Source organism: Pseudomonas sp. GW458-11-26-14-LB4, from assembly GCF_059423925.1.
Map to the genome: position 1 here is coordinate 76,269 of NZ_JBWKYU010000019.1, position 19,267 is coordinate 95,535.

The window sequence follows — 19,267 nt, forward strand, 5'->3', positions numbered from 1 at the left end:
GGCGACCTCAATGCCCCACGGCGAAGGCAATCGGTGCGCTGCGCGCCAGACCACCCCGGCACTTGAGCACGCGCAATTGCGCCGGGCGGGCATCGATGGCAATGCGCAACGCGGCCGGCGACGGGTTGACCGCCTCGCTCAATGGCCGCCATGCAAACGCCAGGGTCTGGCCGGTTTCCGCCGCCACCTGCAAACGGCGCAAGGCGCGGTCATCGGCCTTGTGCGGCCAGCACAGCACCGCGCCGCAACTGCCCGAGCGCAGGCATTGTTCTGCCGCCCACAACGCATCGCGTTCGCTGGCCTGGATCACCGACAACTGACGCAGATCGACCCCGGCATTGGCCCAGGCCTGCGGATACGGCACAAACGGCGGCGCCACCAGCACAATGCGCTCCCCCGCCGCCGACAGCCGCGCCAACGTCGGCCACACCAGTTGCAGTTCGCCGACACCGGGCCCGGCCAGCAGGATTTCGCTCAGTGCCGCTTCCGGCCAGCCGCCACTGGGCAACGCTGCGTCCAGCGCCGCGTGCCCGGTGGGTTGCGGGCTGGCGGCGGGTGGCGCAGGCCGGCCCTTCCAGACCTGGCCGCCGTTGAACAGCGTATCCAGCGCAACGACGGCACCCATCAGCCTTGCCTCACCAGACCGCAGAACACCCCTTCGATGGCCAGATCCTGATCGGCCCGCACCACAATCGGCTGATACGCCGGGTTGCGCGGCAACAGGCGAACCTCATCGCCAATCCGCTCGAAGCGCTTGATGGTGACTTCACCGTCGAGTCGCGCCACCACGATCTGGCCGTTGAGCGCCTCGGGGTTGCGCCGCACGCCGACCAGATCGCCGTCGAGAATCCCGTCCTCGATCATCGAATCGCCCTGCACCCGCAGCATGTAGTCGGGCGTGCGGGAGAACAGCGCCGGGTCGAGCATCAGCCGATTGTGCAGGTCAGCATCGGCGCCGATGGGCGCACCGGCGGCCACCCGGCCGAGCACCGGGACTTCGAGCAGTTCGGGCCGCGCCGGTTGTCCGAGCAGGCGAATGCCCCGGGCCTGATGCGGATTGACCTCGATGAACCCGGCTTCGGTGAGCGCCAGCACATGCTTGCGCGCCACGCTGCGGGAGGCAAAACCAAAAGCCTCGCTGATTTCAGCGAGGCTTGGGGGCTGACCGTGTTCGGCGATGCGTTCGCGGATAAAGGTCAGGATGGCGGTACGGCGGGGAGTCAGAGTCGTCATGGAGTACATTTGTACTCCTGTGGGATTTTCCTGACAAGCACCGCCAGTCAGCTCAAACCGCGCTCCGCCAGAAACCCCGCGATGTAGTCGATAAACGCCACAACCTTGGCCGTCGCCCGCCGATGGCTCGGGTACACCGCCAGAATGTGCGGGCCAAAACTGTCCGGATCGATGTCGTAATCCGCCATGACTCGCACCAGTCGCCCGGCGGCGATGTACGGCGCAGCGCTCCACAATGGCGTGTGCAGCAAGCCGCGCCCGGCCAGGGCGCTGGCCAGCAGCAAATCGTAATTGTCACTGCGCAACAGCGGCGCCGCCGGTTGCGCCAGGCTCAGGCGCTGGCCGTCGCGTTCGGCCCACCAGAATTCGCGGCTGAGCAACGGATGCCGATACAGCAGCCATTCATGCTGATCGAGGGTTTGCGGCGTCACCGGCAAGCCCTTGCGCGCCAGGTATTCGGGGCTGCCGCACAGCGCCAGGCGATTGCTGCCGACCACCCGGGCGATCAGCCCCGGCAAGTCGTCATGCCCCTCGCGCAACGCCAGGTCGTAGCCGCTTTCCAGCAGATTGACGAATTCGTCGCACAAATCCACTTGCAGGCTGATCTGCGGGTATTGCTGCAAAAAGCCGTCACACACCTGATCGAGAAACGCCCGCCCGTAGGCCAGCGGTGCGGTGATTTTCAGGCTGCCACGCAGACCGTGCTGCAACTGCTCGATTTCCTCGCTGGCCTCGTCCAGCCGTTGCAGCACCTGGCGTGCGGTTTCCAGATAGAGCCGGCCGATTTCGGTCAGCAGAATCCGCCGCGTGCTGCGCTCGAACAACCGCGCCCCAAGCTCGGATTCCAGATGATTGACCGCTTTGGTCAGGGCCGACGGGGTCTTGCCCAGTTGCTCGGCAGCGCGGCTGAAACTGCCGAGCTGCGCGGTGACCACGAACATTTTCAATGCACCCAACTTGTCCATGCTTTTTCCATTCAGGCAAAAACGTTTTTCGTGAGGGAGGCGTTCTGTCGGGCGTTGGCAGCCACTAATCTGGCCATCAGACGCAATAACAAGGAAATGTTCAATGAAAAGATTCATCCCGCATTTCACAAAAAATCTGCTGATCGCCGCTGTGAGTTTTGCCTCGATGGAAGCCATGGCCGCCACCGATCTGGTGCTGCTCAATGGCAAGATTTTCACCGCCGACCGCGCTCAACCGAAGGTTCAGGCACTGGCCGTGGAGAACGGCAAGGTGCTGAAAGTCGGCACGGATGCGCAGATCAAGGCCTTGATCGAGCCCGGCACCCAGGTGATCGACCTCAAAGGCCAGGCGCTGATGCCCGGCCTGATCGACAGCCATTCCCACGCGATTTTCGGCGGACTGGAAATGGTCTCGGCGAACATGGAAGACGACGTGGTCGGTCTGGATGAACTGGAAAAACGCCTGCGCGGCTGGCGCGACGACGGCAAGGCCCGGCATGGCGACGTATTGAGCGTGGCCGGCATGAGCTCGGCGTATTGGGCCAAGGCTGAAGCGCTGGGCAAAATCTTCAACCAAGGCGAATGGGCCGACGTGCCGGTGGTGTTCACCGGCAGCGATCACCACACCGCTTGGGCCAACAATGTGATGCTCAAGCGTGCGGGCATCGACGCCGCGCTGCTGAAAACCCTTCCGGACGCGGAAAAAGACACCATCGGCAAACTGCCCAACGGTGAGCCGAACGGCTTTGTGGTCGACGCCGGCTGGGATCGGGTCGCCTCGAAAATGCCGGTGCCGAGCCCTGCCGACATGCTCAAGGCCGCGAAATCGGCGGTGCGTTTCAACAACAGCCTCGGCATCACCGCGTGGATGGACCCCGCCGCCAACGCCGCGCCGGGCGAGCCGGTGTTCGCGCTGAAGCCCACCGAGAAAACCGTCGGTGTGTTGCCAGCCTATAAAGCCCTGTCAGAAAGCGGCGGCATGACCGCCCACGTCGCCGCACTGCTGGTGGCCAATCCTAAAAGCGTCCCGGCCGATCTCGACACCCTCGACAAGGTTCGCCAGCAGTTCCAGGGGATCCCCAACCTGACGCTGCCGGGGATCAAGATCTTCGCCGACGGCGTGATCGAGTACCCGGCCCAGAGCGCGGCGATGATCGATCCCTACAGCAACTCGCACAAACAGGGCGAGCTGCTGATCGATCCACAGCATTTCGGCGAACTGGTCAGCGCCATCGACCAGCGCGGCTGGCTGGTGCACATCCACGCCATCGGCGACCGCGCGGTGCGCGAATCGCTGAACGGCATCGCCCAGGCGCGCAAGGACCGGCAGAGCGGCGTAACTCACTCGATCACCCACCTGCAAATGGTCAACCCGAAGGAGTTCGCCCGCTTCAAGCCGCTGAACGTGATTGCATCGATGCAACTGCTGTGGGCCAGCGCCGACGACTACACCACCGACATGATCAAGCCTTACGTCAGCGCCCTCGCCTTTCGCTATCAATATCCCGCGCATTCGTTGCTCAAGCAGGGAGCGACGATTGCCGGCGCGAGCGACTGGCCGGTGTCCTCGCCGAACCCGTGGAACGCCATGGCCCAGGCCATCACCCGCACCGGGCCGCTGGGCGTGCTCAACGCCGACGAACGCCTGGACCGCGAAACCATGTTCTACGCCTACACCGCCAACGCCGCGCGAACCATCGGCCTGGAGCAACAGATCGGCTCGCTGAGCCCCGGCAAACAGGCCGATTTCATCGTGCTCGATCGCGACGTGTTCAGCGTCGATGACAAAGCCCTGCATGACACCCAGGTGCTGCAAACCTGGTTCGCCGGCCGCCAGGTCTACGCCCCTACCCTCTAATAACAATCGCCGTACCCGCTGCCCGACCCCGCGCCCGTCGCCGGGGTCCGGCGCAGCCTTGCCCGCTTCCTGCCCATAACAACCACAACAACGGGACTTCACATGAAAGCATTGCCCCTGTTCGCCCTCACTTCCTTGAGCCTGCTGCCCTTGAGCAGCCACGCAATCCCCCTGAACGATGATTTCGCGGTGCTGGTCGACCTGACCTTGGCCAGCGACTACCGCACCCGCGGCATCTCCCAGACCCAGAACGATCCGGCCGTACAGGCCGGTCTGACCCTGGCCCACAGCAACGGCTTGTATCTCGGCGCGTGGAGCTCGAACGTCGATTTCGGCGGCGGCCTGAAAACCCGTCAGGAAGTCGATTACTACGCCGGCTGGCTGTGGCAGGCGACCGAGGCTGTGAGTCTGGATCTGGGCTACATCAAATACGCGTATCCCAAGGAGAGCCAGTTCAACCAGAGCGAGGTGTATTCGATTCTCAGCGCCTACGGCGTGAAACTCGCGGCCTATTACTCCAGTGACGCGCCGGGTATCGACAGCAAACAGAGTTCGCTCTACAGCTACATCGGCTATGAAACCGAATTGCCGTTGGATTCCGGGCTGAAGCTGCGCTACGGCAACATGGACTTCAAGGACCCGCACATGTACTCGGGATCCGGCCACAGCGAAGAGTCCTACCGGGAGTGGGAAGTCAAACTGACCCACAACCTGGCCGGCGTGGTACTGGGCCTGAGCTACATCGACACCGATCTCTCGCAGAGCCAGTGCCTGAGCAGTTGGGGCTTCAAGGACGTGTGCACGGCGACGGTCGTCGCCAGCGTCAGCAAATCCTTCTGACCCACCGCAATTCCCCCGTGGGAGCCGGCCTGCTGGCGCCCACATTTTTTTGCAATTACCGTGATTTTGTTACCGGATGTTTACGGAATTTTTACCAATGTTCTTCTACAGTTACGCGCGTAACCGTACGGGTTTTCGACTGACGTAGAGGAAAGTATCGAAATGGCTTTGGGCAAAGGACTGCGTTTACCGTCCATCACTCCGACCCGCCTGGTGCTGCTGTTTTCGCTGGCACTGGTGGCGCTGTACAACCTGGCGACCTGGAAGGCGCTGGGAACGCTGATCACCCTGCAAGGCGCGCACAAACTGGCGTTCTTCGCGTCCTTCGGGCTGTTTCTCTGGGCGGCGATCACGCTGCTGCTGACGCTGGTGTCGTTTCGCTGCACGCTGAAACCGGCGCTCACGCTGGTGGCCCTGCTCTCCGCCTGCGCCGCGTATTTCATGAACGAATACGGAATCACCATCGACACGGTGATGATCCAGAACGTGTTCGAAACCAATCCCGGGGAAGCCACGGCGCTGTTCAGCGGCAAACTGCTGGCTTACGTGTTGTTGCTCGGTGTGTTGCCGGCCGTGCTGATCTGGCGCTGGCCGGTGGTTTATCGGCCGTTCTTTCGGGGCTTGCTGAACAAGGTGCTGGTGATCGCGGCCTGCGTGCTGGTGATCGGCGCTTCGGTGGGCGCGTTCTATTCGACCTACGCGCCGATCTTTCGCGAGGAAGACAAGCTCACCCACTTCATCAACCCGACCAACTACATCTACGCGATCAGCAAATACACCAAGCAGCGGCTGGGGATCAAAAAGCATTTCGTGGTGCAGGCCATCGGCGAAGACGCGGTAATGAGCGCCAAGGCAGCCGGTCGCGAGAAGAAATCGCTGATGGTGTTCGTGGTCGGCGAAACCGCCCGGGCCGACCATTTCTCGCTCAACGGCTATGAGCGCGAGACCAATCCCGAGCTGAGCAAACTCGACATCCTCAATTTCACCAACGTGCATTCCTGCGGCACCTCGACAGCGGTGTCGGTGCCGTGCATGTTCTCGATGTTCCCGCGCGAGGACTACAGCGACAAGAAAGGCAAAACCTACGAAGGCCTGCTGGACATCCTGCAACGGGCCGGTGTGCAGGTGCTGTGGCTGGACAACAACAGCGACTGCAAGGGCACCTGCCTGCGGGTGCCGAACCGCGACATCGCGAAGAACCAGCCGGGGCCGTTCTGCGACGGCAACAACTGCCTCGACGAAGCGCTGCTGGCCGACCTGCAAGGCTACATCGACAGCCTCAAGGGCAACGCGATCATCGTCCTGCACGCCGACGGCAGTCACGGCCCGGAATACTACGAGCGCTACCCCAAGGACATGGAGCGCTTCAAACCGATCTGCCACACCAATCAGCTGGGCAGTTGCAGCCATGACGAACTGGTCAACGTCTACGACAACACGATCCTCTACACCGACCATTTCCTGGCCAAGGTAATCGAGCTGCTCAAACGCAATCAGGACCACCTCGATACATCGATGCTGTACGTGTCCGACCATGGCGAATCACTGGGCGAGAACGGCCTCTACCTGCACGCCGCGCCCTATGCGCTGGCGCCGGAAGCCCAGACTCATGTGCCGATGGTGATGTGGTTCGGCAACAACACCCTGGCGCAACTGGGCATCGACCGAGCCTGCCTGCAAGGCAAAAGCAGCCAGCCGGATCTGAGCCACGACAACCTGTTCCATTCGGTGCTCGGGTTGTTCGAAGTCAGGACGTCGCTGTATCAGCCGGGGCTGGATATTTTCCATGGCTGCCGGCCGGCGATGACGGCGGGACAGTGATCCCCTCCAGCTGCGCCAGATAGGCCCACGGGTAAATCCCGCGCTGATGGCCATCGCTGAACACCAGTTGCAGGCCGTAGCCCTGAGCGTTCAATTCGATGACCCGCACACGCGGGTCAACCATGGGCGGCGAGCCCCGCAGGCGAAATGCCCGGCATTGCGAGCACGGGCACTGGCGGCGCAGTTCGGCATGGTCGAGCAACTGCTCGCGGCCATCCGGCCAGCTCAGCCGTAACCGGTGTTCACTTTGGGAATTGCCGACCGACAGCGGATTCATTGCAGCTGACTCAAGGCAATCCGCACGGCTTTGCGCACTTCCGGGTCGCCGTCGTCCTGCGCGGCCTGCAACGCCGCCACCGCCCCACGATCGTTCAATTCGCCGAGGGCCAGCGCGGCTTCCTTGCGCAGGTTACTGATGCGATGACCGAGGGTGTCGATCAGGGCGTCGAGGGCAGCGACGTACTTGAGGCGCCCGAGGCTGCGGGTGGCGCGCAGGCGCACCTGCCAGTAGTCGTCGGCCAAGGCTTCGATCAGCGCCGGCCCGGCGTCAGTGTGGCCGACCTTGCCGAGGGTGGTCGCGGCTTCTTCGCGCACTTGCCAGGCCTGGTCCTGCAAGGCCTGACGCAATGCGGGCAGTATTTCGGCGTCACTTGCCAGACCCAGGGCGCCGGTAGCGGCGCGGCGCACTTCGGTGTCCGGGTCATCACTCGCCAGGCGGGCCAGGGCTGGCAACGCGTCGAGTTGCTTGAGCCAGCCGAGCACGCCGACGGCTTCGCGCCGCACGCTGGCGTCGGCATCGTTCAGCGCCTGAATCGCGGCCGGTGCAGCGCCGGGGAAACGCAATTCACGCAAGGCCCGGAACGCGGCAATCCGTACGCCGGTTTCGGCATGGGCGGTCCACGGCAGAATCACCCTGCCCGCCGCTTCGGTCTTGAGCAGGCTCAGGCTCTGCGCCGCTGCGGCTTGCACCGCCGGGGACGGATCCGTCAGCGCCTGGCACAACGCTTCAACCACCGGCTCGTCTTCCCAGGCTTCCAACAGACGCGCCGCTTCGGCACGCACTTCTTCGGCGGGGTCTTCGGCCAGGCGCTCGACCAGCCAGAGCAGACCGTCCGGCTCTTCGAGGTCGGCCAGATCGATCAGGGCAATCCGCCGTACACCGGCGTCATCAGCGGTCAGGCGTGGTTGCAGGGCAAGAATGTCGTCGTTATCGGTCACAGCAAAAAATGAGGTCATAGGGCAAATCGCGGCAAGGTGTTTTCAGGAGGCAAACCGAGCGGATTGAGGCGCGGCAGCGGTCGGTCGTTGTCGTGGCGCAGCAGATCGAGGCAGTGGCGCTTGAGGCGCGAAAACTCGTGGCTGGTCACCAGTTCGATGTTGCGTGGCCGGGGGAAATCCAGACGCAGGTCTTCGATGATTCGCCCCGGCCGTGCGCTCATCACCAGCAAGCGATCAGCGAGGAACAGCGCTTCGTCGATGTCATGGGTGACGAACACCACGGTGGTGCGAATTCGCGTCCAGATATCCAGCAGCAATTCCTGCATGTTCAGGCGGGTCAGCGCGTCCAGTGCGCCGAAGGGCTCGTCCATCAGCAACAGCCGGGGGCGATTGACCAGCACCCGGGCGATTTCCACCCGTTGCTGCATGCCGCCGGAAAGCTGATCGGGCCAGCGCTCGGCGAAACCTTCGAGGCCGACCAATTTGAGGATTTCATCGGCGGCGCGATGGCGCTCGGCCTTGCCGATGCCGCGCATCTTCAGGCCGAAGGCAACGTTGTCGCGCACCGTGCGCCACGGGAACAGGGTGTGATGCTGGAACACCATGCCGCGTTGCGGTGACGGGCCGGACACTTCGGTGCCATCGACTTTCAACTGCCCGCCATGGGGTTGCAGATGCCCGGCCAGCGCACCGAGCAAGGTCGATTTGCCGCAACCGGACGGGCCGAGAATGCACACGAACTGGCCGGGTTCGATCTGGCAATCCAGCCCCTGCACCGCTTCGAACGCTTGCCGACCTTCGCCGAGGACGATGGACAACTGGCGGATATCGATCCGCCCTTCCGGGGTTTGCATCACGCTCATCAGGCTTTTCCTCGTGGTCGATGCCAGGGCGTGAACAGCCCGCCCAAGCGTTTGATCAGCAGGCTGCTGCCCATGCCCAACACGCCGATCAGCAACATGCCGACCACGATGTCGGCGTAGTTCTGGATGGTGTAGGACTCCCAGGTGTAGTAACCGATGCCGAACTGGCCGGAGATCATTTCGGCGGTCACCAGACAGAACCACGACGTGCCCATGCCGATCGCGAGGCCGGTGATGATGCTCGGTGCGGCGCCTGGCAGGATCACTTCCAGCAGAATCGCCCGACGCCCTGCCCCGAGGCTTTTGGCCGAGGCGATCAGCCGTGGATCGACACCTTCGACGCCGTGCACGGTGTTGAGCAGGATCGGGAACAACGCGCCGGTGAAGGTGATGAAGACCATCGACAGTTCGGAGGATGGGAACATCAGGATGGCCAGTGGAATCCAGGCGACGGCGGGGATTGGGCGCAGCACTTCCAACGGTGGCAGCAGCAGGTCTTCGGCCCATTTCGAACGGCCGATGGCCAGGCCCAGGGCGATGCCGATCACCAGCGCCGCGAGGTAACCGGCAAAGACCCGGCCGAGGCTCGCGCTCAGGTGCTGGATGAGCTTGCCGGAGTCACCGAGGCCGAGCGCGGCTTCGATCACGGCCAGCGGGGTCGGGACGTTGGCGAAGGTGACGAGGCCGAGGTTCCAGTGGTGGCTGGCGGCTAGTTGCCAGAAGAGCAGGCAGAACGCTATGGAGGTTGCTCTGGTGGTCCAGCGGGCTTTCGGGATTTTCATGGATCGGAATTCCGTGTGATGACTGAGATCGAACCCCCTCACCCCAGCCCTCTCCCCCAAGGGGGCGAGGGGGAAAGGGGGCAGATCTTCAAGCCTTTCAAAACCTGTACCCGACTCGAGAACGAGCAGATGTTCATGATTTTCAAACCTGAGTTCGGCTCGATATCTCAGGTCGGCGTAACTCTTCAGAACAACACCGTCAGTCCCCTCTCCCTCCGGGAGAGGGTTAGGGTGAGGGGGAGCTTTTGATCTGCTGTTAACGTGCAGCCACGGCCTGGGTCGTGGCATCGGTGAAGTCAAACACCTTCCCGCCCTGCGCCGAAGCAAATTGCTGCGCCTGCCCCTTGAGCAAAAACGCGCTGAGGCGCCCCTTCGCATCGCTGGCAAACCACGCCTGCTCCGCCAGCAACTTGATCCCGCTGTCACTCGCCTGCGCATACACCGCCCGGATGTTCTTGCCTTCCGACTTCAGGCCGGCCAGTGCGTTAAACGCCTCCTCAGCCGAGGCATACCGCCGGACCTTGTCCTCGCCGCGCACCCAGATTTCCGCGACATGACTGAAATCGCTGATAGCTTTTCCAGTCACCGCATCGACAGACTTCAATGGCGTCTGCGCGTAGCTGGCCAGTTGCGCCGTGTAATCCAGATTCGAAGCCTTGAACGCCGCACGAATGTACTGATCGTCAATAAAGGTATTCAGATCGAGCCCGCGATCCGCCTTCTTCAGCAACTTCAACGTGTCGATGGCGGTGCCCAAGGCCTGGCGATATTCCGGCTTCCAGCTCAGGTCGCGGGTCTGTACGCCCAGCGGGCCGTGGAACAGGTAATTGACCTCAGCATCGACGCCAGTCACCTTGGCGATCAGTTCGCTGTATTTCTCGGGTTCGGCGGCCAGCAGTTGATTGGCCTCGATGCTCGCACGCAGGTAGGCGACGACGATTTCCGGGTACTTTTTCGCGTAGGCCTGATCGACCAGCGCACCGTGGAAGGTCGGCGCATTGGCCTGGGCGCCGTCGTAGATCTTGCGGGCGAAGCCACGGCTCGGGAACAGTTCGGCGAACGGCACGAAGTCGGCGTGGGCGTCGATCTTGCCGGCCTGCAACGCGGAGCCCGCAACCTCTGGCGGCTGGGCAATGATGTTCACGTCCTTGAGCGGATCCCAGCCCTGCTCCGCCACGGCGCGCAGCAACATGCCGTGGGCAGTGGACGCAAACGGTACGGAAATGGTCTTGCCCTTGAGCTCACTCAGCGACTGCACGCCGGACGCGCTCGGCACCACGATGCCGTTGCCGCTGCCCTTGATACTGCCCGACAACACGCTGATGAACAGGCTGTGTTTGCCGGCGGTTTCGAACGCCACGCCGTTGAACGCACCGGGAAAATCGGCCATGGCGCCGAAGTCGAGTTTGCCGGCGACCATCTCATTGGTCAGCGGTGCGCCGCTGGTGAAGTTCTTCCACTGCACGTCGTACTTGGCGTCTTTGTAGGCGCCGTCGTGAGGCAGGTATTTGTCGAGCAGGCCCAGCTCGCGAATCAACAGGCCGCCGGCGGCGCAGTTGATGGTGGTGTCCTGGGTGCCGATGGCAATGCGGATGGTTTCGGCCGAGGCCGACAGGGTGAACGAAGCCAGTACCAGACCGGCGATTGCTGCACGCAACATGGTTGAATCCCCTCGAATCATTTTTAGGATGTTCGTCTCCGCCGCGATCAGAGCGCGGTGGGAAACGAGGGGTGTGTTGAATCAGGCGTCCGGTGTTGCCGGATAGCGTTTTAGCGAAGCAGATACGGGATTTCGACTTTCACCGCACCGGTCGGGCAGTCCTTTTCACAAGGCATGCAGTACCAGCATTCGTCGAACGCCATGTAGGCCTTTTGCGTGGCCGGATTGATCGCCAGCAGGTCCATCGGGCAGACGTCGACGCACACGGTGCAGCCCTTTTCGGCGATGCATTTGTCCTCGTCCACGGTGACGGGGGCGTTGGAGCGGAAGAAGATTTCCTGGGCTTGATAGGCCATGGTTCGGACTCTCTCTAGTGGTGCATCAAGCGGCGAAAGCGCCGACCCGAAGGCGGTCGTAAGCCTGCATTTCCTCGGCGTCGAGCGGGATGATGTAAGGCTCGACGGCTTTCTTGAAACTGGTCATGCGCCCGTCCTCGCCCTTCTTCAGGTGGCAGTGGCAGAACCATTCGCGGTCGTCCCGTTGCGGGTGATCGACGCGGTAGTGGTACAGGCCCCAGCGGCTTTCGGCGCGGAACAGCGAAGCGCGGGCGGCCATTTCGGCGCAGTCGCGAATCACGCTGGTTTCCATGGCGCGCATCAGTTCGTGGGCGTTGTTGGCCTTCATCTCGTCGAGATCGCGTTCGATGTCGCTGAAGCGTTGCAGGCCGATTTCCATCTTCTTGGTCACTTTCGGCGGTTGCAGGTAGTCGTTGACGAAGCGCCGCAGCTTGTACTCGACCTGCGCCGGCGGCAGACCATGCTCGCGATCCAGCGGTGCGTAGACCCGGGCCTTTTCCTTCTCGATCTGCTCGGCATCCAGCGCAGAGAACTCGCGCCCGGCGACAAACTCCGCCGCGTTGTTGCCCGCGAACCAGCCGTAAGTGAACGCGCCAAGCATGTAGTTGTGCGGCACGGCGGCCATGTCACCGGCCGAGTACAAACCTTTCACCGACGTTTCGGCCCGCTCGTTGACCCACACGCCAGACGCCGAGTGGCCGCTGCAAAAACCGATTTCCGAGATGTGCATCTCGACCATCTGCGTGCGGTAATCGGTGCCGCGATTGGCGTGGAACTGGCCGCGGCTTGGACGTTCGTTGCTGTGCAGGATTTCCTCGATGTTCTGGATGGTTTCCTCGGCCAGGTGATCGAGTTTGAGGAACACCGGGCCGTTGCCGCTCTCCAGTTCCTGATGGAACTCCCACATCATCTGCCCGCTCCAGTAGTCGCACTCGATGAAGCGTTCGCCCTTGTTGTTGGCGGTGTAGCCACCCAGCGGGCCGGTGACGTAGGCGCAGGCCGGCCCGTTGTAGTCCTTGATCAGCGGGTTGATCTGGAAGCACTCGAGGTTCGCCAGTTCGGCCCCGGCGTGATACGCCATCGCGTAACCGTCGCCGGCATTGGTCGGGTTTTCGTAGGTGCCCATCAGATAACCCGAGGACGGCAGACCGAGTCGCCCGGCCGCGCCGCAGGCGAGGATCACTGCCTTGGCTTTGATCACATGGAAGTCGGCGGTGCGGCAATCGAAGCCCATCACACCGTTGACGGCGCCCTCCTCGTCGGTCAGCAAACGGGTGCAGACCAGTCGATTGGTGATGCTCACCCGCGCCCGCTTCAACTGACGATACAGGACTTTCTTGATGTCGTGCCCTTCCGGCATCGGCAGCACGTAGGCGCCCATGTGGTGGACTTTCTTCACCGCGTAATCGCCGGTCTCGTCCTTCTCGAACTTCACGCCCCAGCGGTCGAGCTGCTCGATGGTTTCAAAGCTGTGGGTGGCGTAGGCATACACCGCCGCCTGATTGACGATGCCGTCGTTGGCGATGGTGATTTCCTTGGTGTACTGCTCGGGCGTCGAATGGCCGGGGATGATCGCGTTGTTCAGGCCGTCCATGCCCATGCTGATCGCGCCGCTGCGCTTGACGTTGGCCTTGTCGACCAGCAGCACGCGCAGTTCCTTGTTCTTTTCCTTGGCCTTGATCGCGGCCATCGGGCCGGCAGTGCCGCCGCCGATCACGACGATGTCGTATTCCTGTTCGAGAGTATTGCGGGTCATGTTCAGGCCCCTTTTTGCCGGTCGATCCGCAGGCGGTACTGGAACGCATCGCCACGGTAGTAAAGGTGTTCGAAGTCCAGCGGTTGGCCGTTGGCGTCATGGGTCAGCCGTTCGATGCGCATGATCGGCGAGCCGGCCTCGACGTTCAGCGCCTGGGTCAGGTCGCTGTCGGCCAGCACTGCGTCGATGGCCAGATCGGCGTGGCCGAGGGCGATGCCGCAGTCGTTTTCGAGGATCAGGAAGATGTCGCGGGTGACCAGATCGGCCTTCTCCAGCCGCTCGCCGACGGCTTTGGGCAGATAGGTAATTTCCAGCGAAATCGGCTCGCGGTTGATCAGCCGTACACGCTTTATCTGCGCGACGATTTCGCCTTCGGCGACCTGCAAACGCTCGGCGACCAGTTTGTCGGCGGCGATGAATTTGAAGCTGCGCAGGCGGTTGATCACCTCGTAGCCACGGCCGGTCATGGACTCGGCTAGGCCTTGCAGGGTGCTGACGTTTTGAAAGGTCTTGGGTTTGGCAACGAAGGTGCCTTTGCCGTGGATCTTGAAGATCAGCCCTTCTTTCTGCAGATCGCCCAGGGCCTGGCGCACGGTGATGCGGCTGACCTTGAACAGCGTGCCAAGCTCGCTTTCGGACGGCATCTGGCTGTCTTGCGGGTATTCGCCGTCGAGAATCCGGGCGCGTAGCACGTCGCGCAGTTGGGTGTGCAGAGGAACGCTGCCAAGGGAGAGAACGTTATCGGTCATCACGGGATCACTTGTTATAACGAGTTATGATGTGATCTTAGAGACGTTATGACAAGCTTGAGAAATATTGTTTGGGCATAACCTTAGATGCGCCTTCAGTGGCGCTTGAGGATCTGATCCATGACCCAATCGGTCTTGAGGGCTTCGGCGGCGACTGCGGGGTGCTGCGACTCACCGCGAATCTGCGCATTCATGCCCAGTACGTGGTGCCACTGGATGTGTTCGTGGTGAGGGATTTCCAGGCTGATGTGTTCATCGGCGTGCAGTTCGACCGGATGCTCGTCGAACACCGAAAACCCGATCCGCCCTTGGCTGCCGATGATCTCGACCCGATCTTCGCGCCGGTCCGCGACAAAGCTCCAGCAGCCCATGCCCAATGCGCCCGAGGCGAATCGCCAACTGGCGCTGACCGCATCCTCCGCCGCATAAAGCCCGGCCTGACGTGCGGTGAAGCCGGCGACCTCAACGATGTCGCCGAGCAGGTACTGGAACAGGTCAAAACCGTGGCTGGCCAGATCCGCGAAGTACCCGCCCCCGGCCACCGCCGGATCGGTGCGCCAGTTTGCGCTACCGTCCAGATCCTTGGGCGATGGCGCCTTGGTCAGCGTCCAGCTCAGATGCCGCACCTCGCCGATGCGCCCCTGCTCCAGCCATTGCCGAACCTGCTGGAAACGCGGCAGTGAACGACGGTAATAGGAAACGAACAGGTGCAGGCCGGCATCGGCAAACACCTGCTGCATCTCGCGGCTTTGCCCGGCGTTGAGGGCCATGGGTTTTTCCACGCAGCAATGCTTGCCGGCGGCGGCGACTTTCAGGCTGTAGGCGTGGTGGCTGTCGGGTGGCGTGGCGATGTACACCGCGTCCACCTCGGGGTCGTTGATCAAGGCATCGACGTCGGTGTAAGTCCGATCGATGCCGTGGCGCGCGGCGTAATCGGTCACGGCTTCGAGGCGGCGCCCCATCACTGCGACCAACGCCGAACCGGGCGCCTTGTAGAAGGCCGGTCCGCTCTTGCGTTCAGCGACGCTGCCGCAACCGATCATGCCCCAACGCACCACGTTCATTCTTGTGCCTCAGCCGATGCGCAGTGCGCGCAGATCGAGGTGACCGTTTTGCAGCGGCGGGCACCAGTAGTAGCCGCCGGTGATCGGCCGGCTGATGCGATAGAGACCGTCGGTGATGCCGTCTTCCAGACCGCTCATGCGGCGCAGTTGCGCTTCAAAGGCATCGAGGGAGAAGCCGAACGCCAGGAACATCAGGCCGGCGCGGTCGCCTTCGATCCACGGCATCGAACGACGCACGACGAAGGCTTCCGGGGCGAAGCTTTCCTGGGCGGTGCGCTTGACGTGGGCGGACACCGGGGCATCGTCGATCTCTTCGTTGTCGCTCAGGCGACGACCCATGATGTTGTCCTTGTCCTCGGCGGACAGCGCATGGAAACCCTTGAGGTCGTGCTGCCATTGCTGGATCGCGGCAAAGCTGCCACCGACCAGACCCTCGGCGCCTTCACTTTGCAGTGCGGCAGCGACAGCGGCTTCGTCATGCGGGTTTTCGGTGCCGTCTTCATAACCGGTGAGGTCATGGCCGTCCTTGTGGCGGAAGGCTTCCTGCATCTGCACCAGACGCAGCGCCGGGGCCAGTGCGGCCTCAAGTGCGGTGCTGCGATTGAGCAGATCGCCACGATCGACACCGTGCAGCCAGACCCACAGGGCGTGCTGGGTCGACGGGTTTTCCACGCCAACGCCGGTCAGCGCCGGGAAGCTGCGCAGGCCGTCGATGTTCACATTCAGGGCCTTGGCCAGGGATTCACCGAAACCGACCACCGCCGACTTGCCGTCCACCAGGTTCAGCAGGTTGTCGATCGCCTGCGGCAGCGCTTCAACCGACTCGAGGGCGAAAAACAGGTGACGTGCTTGCGGCGGAACAGGGGTGGCGAGAATGCCCGGCTGGTAGTAACTCATGTCGACTCCTTGGAAAGAGCGCGGAGTTTAACTGTAGCCGGAGGGTTTGTGTGGAGTTGAATGGCCTCAAAAGCGCCCCCTCACCCTAGCCCTCTCCCGGAAGAAGAGGGAATTGATTGGGGAAAATTGAGGAGGTACGCCGACCTGAACGAACGATGGTGAATCCATAATCGACACAGAATTTTCAGGTCGATGTATCGCGCAAGACAACTCGGTCGGCCCCCTCTCCCTCGGGGAGAGGGCTGGGGTGAGAGGTATCGGTCTCAAGTCAAATCAAAGAACTCTCCATGCGCCACGCACTCGGACTCTTCCCCGTCCAACGCTTGAACGCCCGGCGAAAACTGCGCACGTCGCTGTAGCCGACTTCCTCGGTAATCCGCTCGATCGGCATCTCAGGATTGGCCAGCAAACTCATGGTGCGTGCCTGCCGCACTTGCTCCAGCAACGCTTCAAAAGTCAACGAATGCTCAGTCAGCCGCCGACGCAAAGTACGGCTGCTCATGTTCAAGTCACCAGCAATCTTTTCAATGTGACTGCCCCGACTCAGATCCCGCGCAATCGCCCGCTCCACAGCCTGGATCAGATCGAGTTTCTGATGAACCTGCGCCGCCTCCAGTTCCAGCAACTTGACCGCCTGACGCAGCGCCAGCGAATGGTGGTTGGGCAGGTTCACATCCAGCCACTGCACGTCGATCAGCATGCGATTGTGCAGGCACCCGAAGCGCACCTCCGGCCCCAGCAGCCGCCGGTATTCATCGACGTAGTCCGGCGCGGCGTGCATGAACTCCACGGCAATCGGCTTGAACGTCTCGCCCACCAGCGCCCGGCCATAGACCAGCAGGCTGGCGAAAAACTCTTCCACCGCAAACACCTGCACCTCGGCAAACGGCAGGCGGCATTCGACGTCGACGTACACCTGATCGCCCACCACATCGACGCTGGAAACCACGATCCCACCGGAGGTGTGCTGATGCCGGACCCCGATTTCGAACGCATCGCGCAAGGTCTTGCACAGCGACAGCACGTGCCCCAGCAGCCCCAGCGTACCGAGCACATTCTGCGCACCGACCCACAGGCCCAGCCCCTGATTGGGCAACGCTTTAAGCGCACGCTGGATCATGGCCACGGCCTGGCGATAGGAAATCCTCTGCGCCGGATCCTGCAAATCCTCGAAATCAAAACCCAGGCCACGGCACAGACTCTGCGGCTCGATGCCCTTGTTGGCGGCGACTTCGGCCAGGGTTTGCAGGAGAAATGGCGACACCAGCGCCAGTTCGAAGGTCGGGTCTTGGACTTTTACGTTCATGGAGGCTGACATTCCGGATCACGCTGAATTGTTATTTTTGTAACCGGTTATGTCGAAGGAAGTTAGCACAGGGTTGGCGGGCTGTCCGCAGAAGTCCCCTTACGTGTCCGCCAATACCCTGCCCTGTCGTGCGCCAAGGGCTTATTTCTATAGTGGCCGGGCGTCCTGCGTGCCGGCGTTGCGCCCAAACACAATAATAATGAGGACGGACATGACCCCGAACCGCGCGACATTCCCTGTGCGACTGGCGCTGAGCCTGCTCGGCTGCGCCGCGACCCTGCCAGCACTGGCCACCGAAGCCGGCGTCGACAACATCGGCCCCGGCACCGACGGCTTTTTCATGCTGCCGTTGGAAGTCGACAGCCTTCCGGAGAACATGGTCGCCTTCAACCTCTACTACAACCACTACAAGTCACGAAAGCTCAACATCAGTTCGCTCGGCGGCAAGGTGCCGAATGTCGAGATCGAATCCACCGCCGTCATCCCGCGTCTCGATTACCTGAGCCCGGTGCGGATTTTAGGCGGACGTCTGGCCGGTTACATCGCCCAGCCGTGGCTCAAACAGGAAGTCTCGGTGTTCGGCCTGAGCGACACCCGCGAAGGCATGGGCGATACCACCATCGCACCGATCATCCTGTGGGACATGGGCAAGGACCTGACCCTCGGCGCCGCCGTGGAAATCACCGTGCCCACCGGCGAATACAGCGTGGATCGGCTGGCCAACACCAGCAACAATTTCTACACCTACAAACCGCTGTTCTCCTTCACCTGGTTGCCGACCGAGCGCACCGAGGTGTCGATGAAGACCACCTACAGCTTTAACGAGAAGAACAAGGACACCGACTACAAGTCCGGGCAGATCTTCCACTTCGATTACTCGGCCAGCTACAAGATCACCGACGACCTGATGCTCGGTATCAACGGTTACTACCTCAAGCAGACCACCGACGACAAACAGTTCGGCCACACCGTGCAATTCGCCGGCCAGGACGTTGATGACGGCGTACGCGGCAAGGTCTTCGCCATCGGCCCGGCGCTGCACTTCACCTTCCTCAAGTACGCCAGCGCCGAGATCCGCTGGGCCAAAGAATTCGACGTGGAGAACCGGCCAGAGGGGGAAATGTTGTGGGCGAAGGTGAGTATTCCGTATGCGTTCTGAGTGCATTTGTAGGAAGGTGCGCGCGGATTTGTAGGCTGGAAACCTGAAAAACAGAGGGGAGGAATAGGCCTACAGCGGCGGTCGAGATTGCCGGACAACGATGGGAAACGTCCGGCAGATTTGAAAGGGGGACTTGCAGATACTGGGTCCCGCTACCTCATGGTTCCTCAAGGGCTCATGGGGCGCATCGTCTGCCAGTGACGACAATGGGCCATTCCCCCTTAAACTGCTGAAATTGATCACGGAGATCACTATGAGCATATTGCATTCCCCGTTTTACGCTGACTTCGAATCCGAAGAAGAGGCAGAGAGCTACGATCGCTGGTTTCGTGCGGAGGTACAGGATGCACTTGATGATCCAAGTCCTGGCATTCCCCATGATGAAGTTATGGCAATGCTCGACCAGATACTGGAAGAGATGCGCAGGAAGCGCCGCTCTGCTGCTTGAATGGAGCAGCAAGTCCTCGCGTCAACTGGCTGATATCTTCAAATACATCGAGCAACACAACACCAACGCTTCAATTTCGCTAAGAAACAAGGTGGGTGCAGCAGCACAGCGACTTTCATCAATACCTTATGGTTACCGACCCGGCCGAGTACCTGGCACTCGCGAAATGGTGATTCATCCGAACTATCTGCTGGTTTATCGAGTGAATGGCCATATCAAAATACTGAGGGTGCTTCACGCCCGACAAAAATACCCCTCAACTTCAGCAACATAAAAAAAGGGCGGCCAAACG

At 61.8% G+C, this 19,267-nt stretch carries 20 protein-coding genes and 1 pseudogene; 7 read left to right on the forward strand and 14 right to left on the reverse strand.

Annotation, left to right across the window (positions count from 1 at the left end):
* Window positions 1-7 precede the first annotated feature (7 nt).
* The 3 genes from imuA to AC07XZ_RS22435 are packed head-to-tail and all read right to left on the reverse strand — an operon-like array spanning window position 8 to window position 2,198.
* A complete protein-coding gene (gene imuA, locus AC07XZ_RS22425; protein ID WP_007959433.1) occupies window positions 8-625 on the reverse strand; it encodes a translesion DNA synthesis-associated protein ImuA in 618 nt (205 codons plus the stop codon).
* Window positions 625-1,242 (reverse strand): transcriptional repressor LexA, encoded by a 618-nt coding sequence (lexA, locus tag AC07XZ_RS22430; RefSeq protein ID WP_039768874.1) that lies wholly within the window; start codon window positions 1,240-1,242, stop codon window positions 625-627. Before lexA ends, imuA begins: the two co-directional genes overlap by 1 nt.
* A 38-nt stretch (window positions 1,243-1,280) precedes the next feature.
* Window positions 1,281-2,198 carry a LysR family transcriptional regulator gene (locus AC07XZ_RS22435; protein ID WP_102687594.1) on the reverse strand — a complete coding sequence of 306 codons (918 nt, stop codon included), beginning with the start codon at window positions 2,196-2,198 and terminating at the stop codon, window positions 1,281-1,283.
* Window positions 2,199-2,301: 103 nt separating this feature from the next.
* On the opposite strand from AC07XZ_RS22435, the gene AC07XZ_RS22440 reads away from it, so the two are divergent.
* From AC07XZ_RS22440 to AC07XZ_RS22450, 3 genes are all read left to right on the forward strand, one after another.
* Window positions 2,302-4,056, forward strand: a complete 1,755-nt coding sequence (locus tag AC07XZ_RS22440) for an amidohydrolase (protein WP_102687593.1) — start codon at window positions 2,302-2,304, stop codon at window positions 4,054-4,056.
* Between the two features lie 102 nt (window positions 4,057-4,158).
* Window positions 4,159-4,896 carry a TorF family putative porin gene (locus AC07XZ_RS22445; RefSeq protein WP_102687592.1) on the forward strand — a complete coding sequence of 246 codons (738 nt, stop codon included), beginning with the start codon at window positions 4,159-4,161 and terminating at the stop codon, window positions 4,894-4,896.
* Window positions 4,897-5,058: 162 nt separating this feature from the next.
* Window positions 5,059-6,717 (forward strand): phosphoethanolamine transferase, encoded by a 1,659-nt coding sequence (locus tag AC07XZ_RS22450; protein WP_102687591.1) that lies wholly within the window; start codon window positions 5,059-5,061, stop codon window positions 6,715-6,717.
* A gap of 7 nt (window positions 6,718-6,724) precedes the next feature.
* Here the strand turns inward: AC07XZ_RS22450 and AC07XZ_RS22455 are convergent.
* The 4 genes and pseudogenes from AC07XZ_RS22455 to AC07XZ_RS22470 form a co-directional block, all read right to left on the reverse strand.
* Window positions 6,725-6,994: pseudogene (locus AC07XZ_RS22455) on the reverse strand (DUF971 domain-containing protein); the annotation flags it as partial.
* Window positions 6,991-7,953 carry a HEAT repeat domain-containing protein gene (locus AC07XZ_RS22460; RefSeq protein ID WP_102687590.1) on the reverse strand — a complete coding sequence of 321 codons (963 nt, stop codon included), beginning with the start codon at window positions 7,951-7,953 and terminating at the stop codon, window positions 6,991-6,993. The pseudogene AC07XZ_RS22455 and the gene AC07XZ_RS22460, both read right to left, overlap by 4 nt.
* Window positions 7,950-8,798 carry an ABC transporter ATP-binding protein gene (locus AC07XZ_RS22465; protein WP_102687589.1) on the reverse strand — a complete coding sequence of 283 codons (849 nt, stop codon included), beginning with the start codon at window positions 8,796-8,798 and terminating at the stop codon, window positions 7,950-7,952. Before AC07XZ_RS22465 ends, AC07XZ_RS22460 begins: the two co-directional genes overlap by 4 nt.
* Entirely contained in the window at window positions 8,798-9,580 is a 783-nt protein-coding gene (locus AC07XZ_RS22470; protein WP_041475308.1) for an ABC transporter permease, read from the reverse strand. The genes AC07XZ_RS22465 and AC07XZ_RS22470 overlap by 1 nt, the downstream gene beginning before the upstream one ends.
* Before the next feature lie 18 nt (window positions 9,581-9,598).
* Here AC07XZ_RS22470 and AC07XZ_RS22475 point away from each other — a divergent pair, with 18 nt between their 5' ends.
* Window positions 9,599-9,829, forward strand: coding sequence for a hypothetical protein (locus AC07XZ_RS22475; RefSeq protein WP_085745448.1), 231 nt, complete (start codon window positions 9,599-9,601; stop codon window positions 9,827-9,829).
* A gap of 7 nt (window positions 9,830-9,836) precedes the next feature.
* Here AC07XZ_RS22475 and AC07XZ_RS22480 read toward each other — a convergent pair whose 3' ends face one another.
* The 7 genes from AC07XZ_RS22480 to AC07XZ_RS22510 form a co-directional block, all read right to left on the reverse strand.
* Window positions 9,837-11,240: an ABC transporter substrate-binding protein gene (locus AC07XZ_RS22480; protein ID WP_102687588.1), complete on the reverse strand. Its 1,404-nt coding sequence runs from the start codon at window positions 11,238-11,240 to the stop codon at window positions 9,837-9,839.
* A gap of 110 nt (window positions 11,241-11,350) precedes the next feature.
* The gene (locus tag AC07XZ_RS22485; protein ID WP_007959413.1) at window positions 11,351-11,596 is read right to left on the reverse strand and encodes a 4Fe-4S dicluster domain-containing protein; all 246 of its coding nucleotides are present in this window, start codon (window positions 11,594-11,596) and stop codon (window positions 11,351-11,353) included.
* 25 nt (window positions 11,597-11,621) lie between these two features.
* Window positions 11,622-13,352 (reverse strand): fumarate reductase/succinate dehydrogenase flavoprotein subunit, encoded by a 1,731-nt coding sequence (locus AC07XZ_RS22490; RefSeq protein WP_085603144.1) that lies wholly within the window; start codon window positions 13,350-13,352, stop codon window positions 11,622-11,624.
* Between the two features lie 2 nt (window positions 13,353-13,354).
* Window positions 13,355-14,101 (reverse strand): GntR family transcriptional regulator, encoded by a 747-nt coding sequence (locus AC07XZ_RS22495; RefSeq protein ID WP_085603142.1) that lies wholly within the window; start codon window positions 14,099-14,101, stop codon window positions 13,355-13,357.
* A gap of 95 nt (window positions 14,102-14,196) precedes the next feature.
* Window positions 14,197-15,165, reverse strand: a complete 969-nt coding sequence (locus tag AC07XZ_RS22500) for a Gfo/Idh/MocA family protein (protein WP_085745446.1) — start codon at window positions 15,163-15,165, stop codon at window positions 14,197-14,199.
* A gap of 9 nt (window positions 15,166-15,174) precedes the next feature.
* Window positions 15,175-16,062 carry a Dyp-type peroxidase gene (locus AC07XZ_RS22505; RefSeq protein WP_102687587.1) on the reverse strand — a complete coding sequence of 296 codons (888 nt, stop codon included), beginning with the start codon at window positions 16,060-16,062 and terminating at the stop codon, window positions 15,175-15,177.
* 268 nt (window positions 16,063-16,330) lie between these two features.
* On the reverse strand, window positions 16,331-17,368 hold the full coding sequence (locus AC07XZ_RS22510; RefSeq protein WP_102687586.1) for an AraC family transcriptional regulator: 1,038 nt from the start codon (window positions 17,366-17,368) through the stop codon (window positions 16,331-16,333).
* Between the two features lie 211 nt (window positions 17,369-17,579).
* Here AC07XZ_RS22510 and AC07XZ_RS22515 point away from each other — a divergent pair, with 211 nt between their 5' ends.
* The 3 genes from AC07XZ_RS22515 to AC07XZ_RS22525 all read left to right on the forward strand — a co-directional run bounded on the left by AC07XZ_RS22515 (window position 17,580) and on the right by AC07XZ_RS22525 (window position 19,249).
* Entirely contained in the window at window positions 17,580-18,527 is a 948-nt protein-coding gene (locus tag AC07XZ_RS22515) for a SphA family protein (RefSeq protein WP_102687585.1), read from the forward strand.
* 253 nt (window positions 18,528-18,780) lie between these two features.
* Window positions 18,781-18,975, forward strand: a complete 195-nt coding sequence (relB, locus tag AC07XZ_RS22520) for a type II toxin-antitoxin system RelB family antitoxin (RefSeq protein ID WP_102687631.1) — start codon at window positions 18,781-18,783, stop codon at window positions 18,973-18,975.
* On the forward strand, window positions 18,908-19,249 hold the full coding sequence (locus tag AC07XZ_RS22525; RefSeq protein WP_102687584.1) for a type II toxin-antitoxin system RelE/ParE family toxin: 342 nt from the start codon (window positions 18,908-18,910) through the stop codon (window positions 19,247-19,249). Before relB ends, AC07XZ_RS22525 begins: the two co-directional genes overlap by 68 nt.
* Window positions 19,250-19,267: the final 18 nt, after the last annotated feature.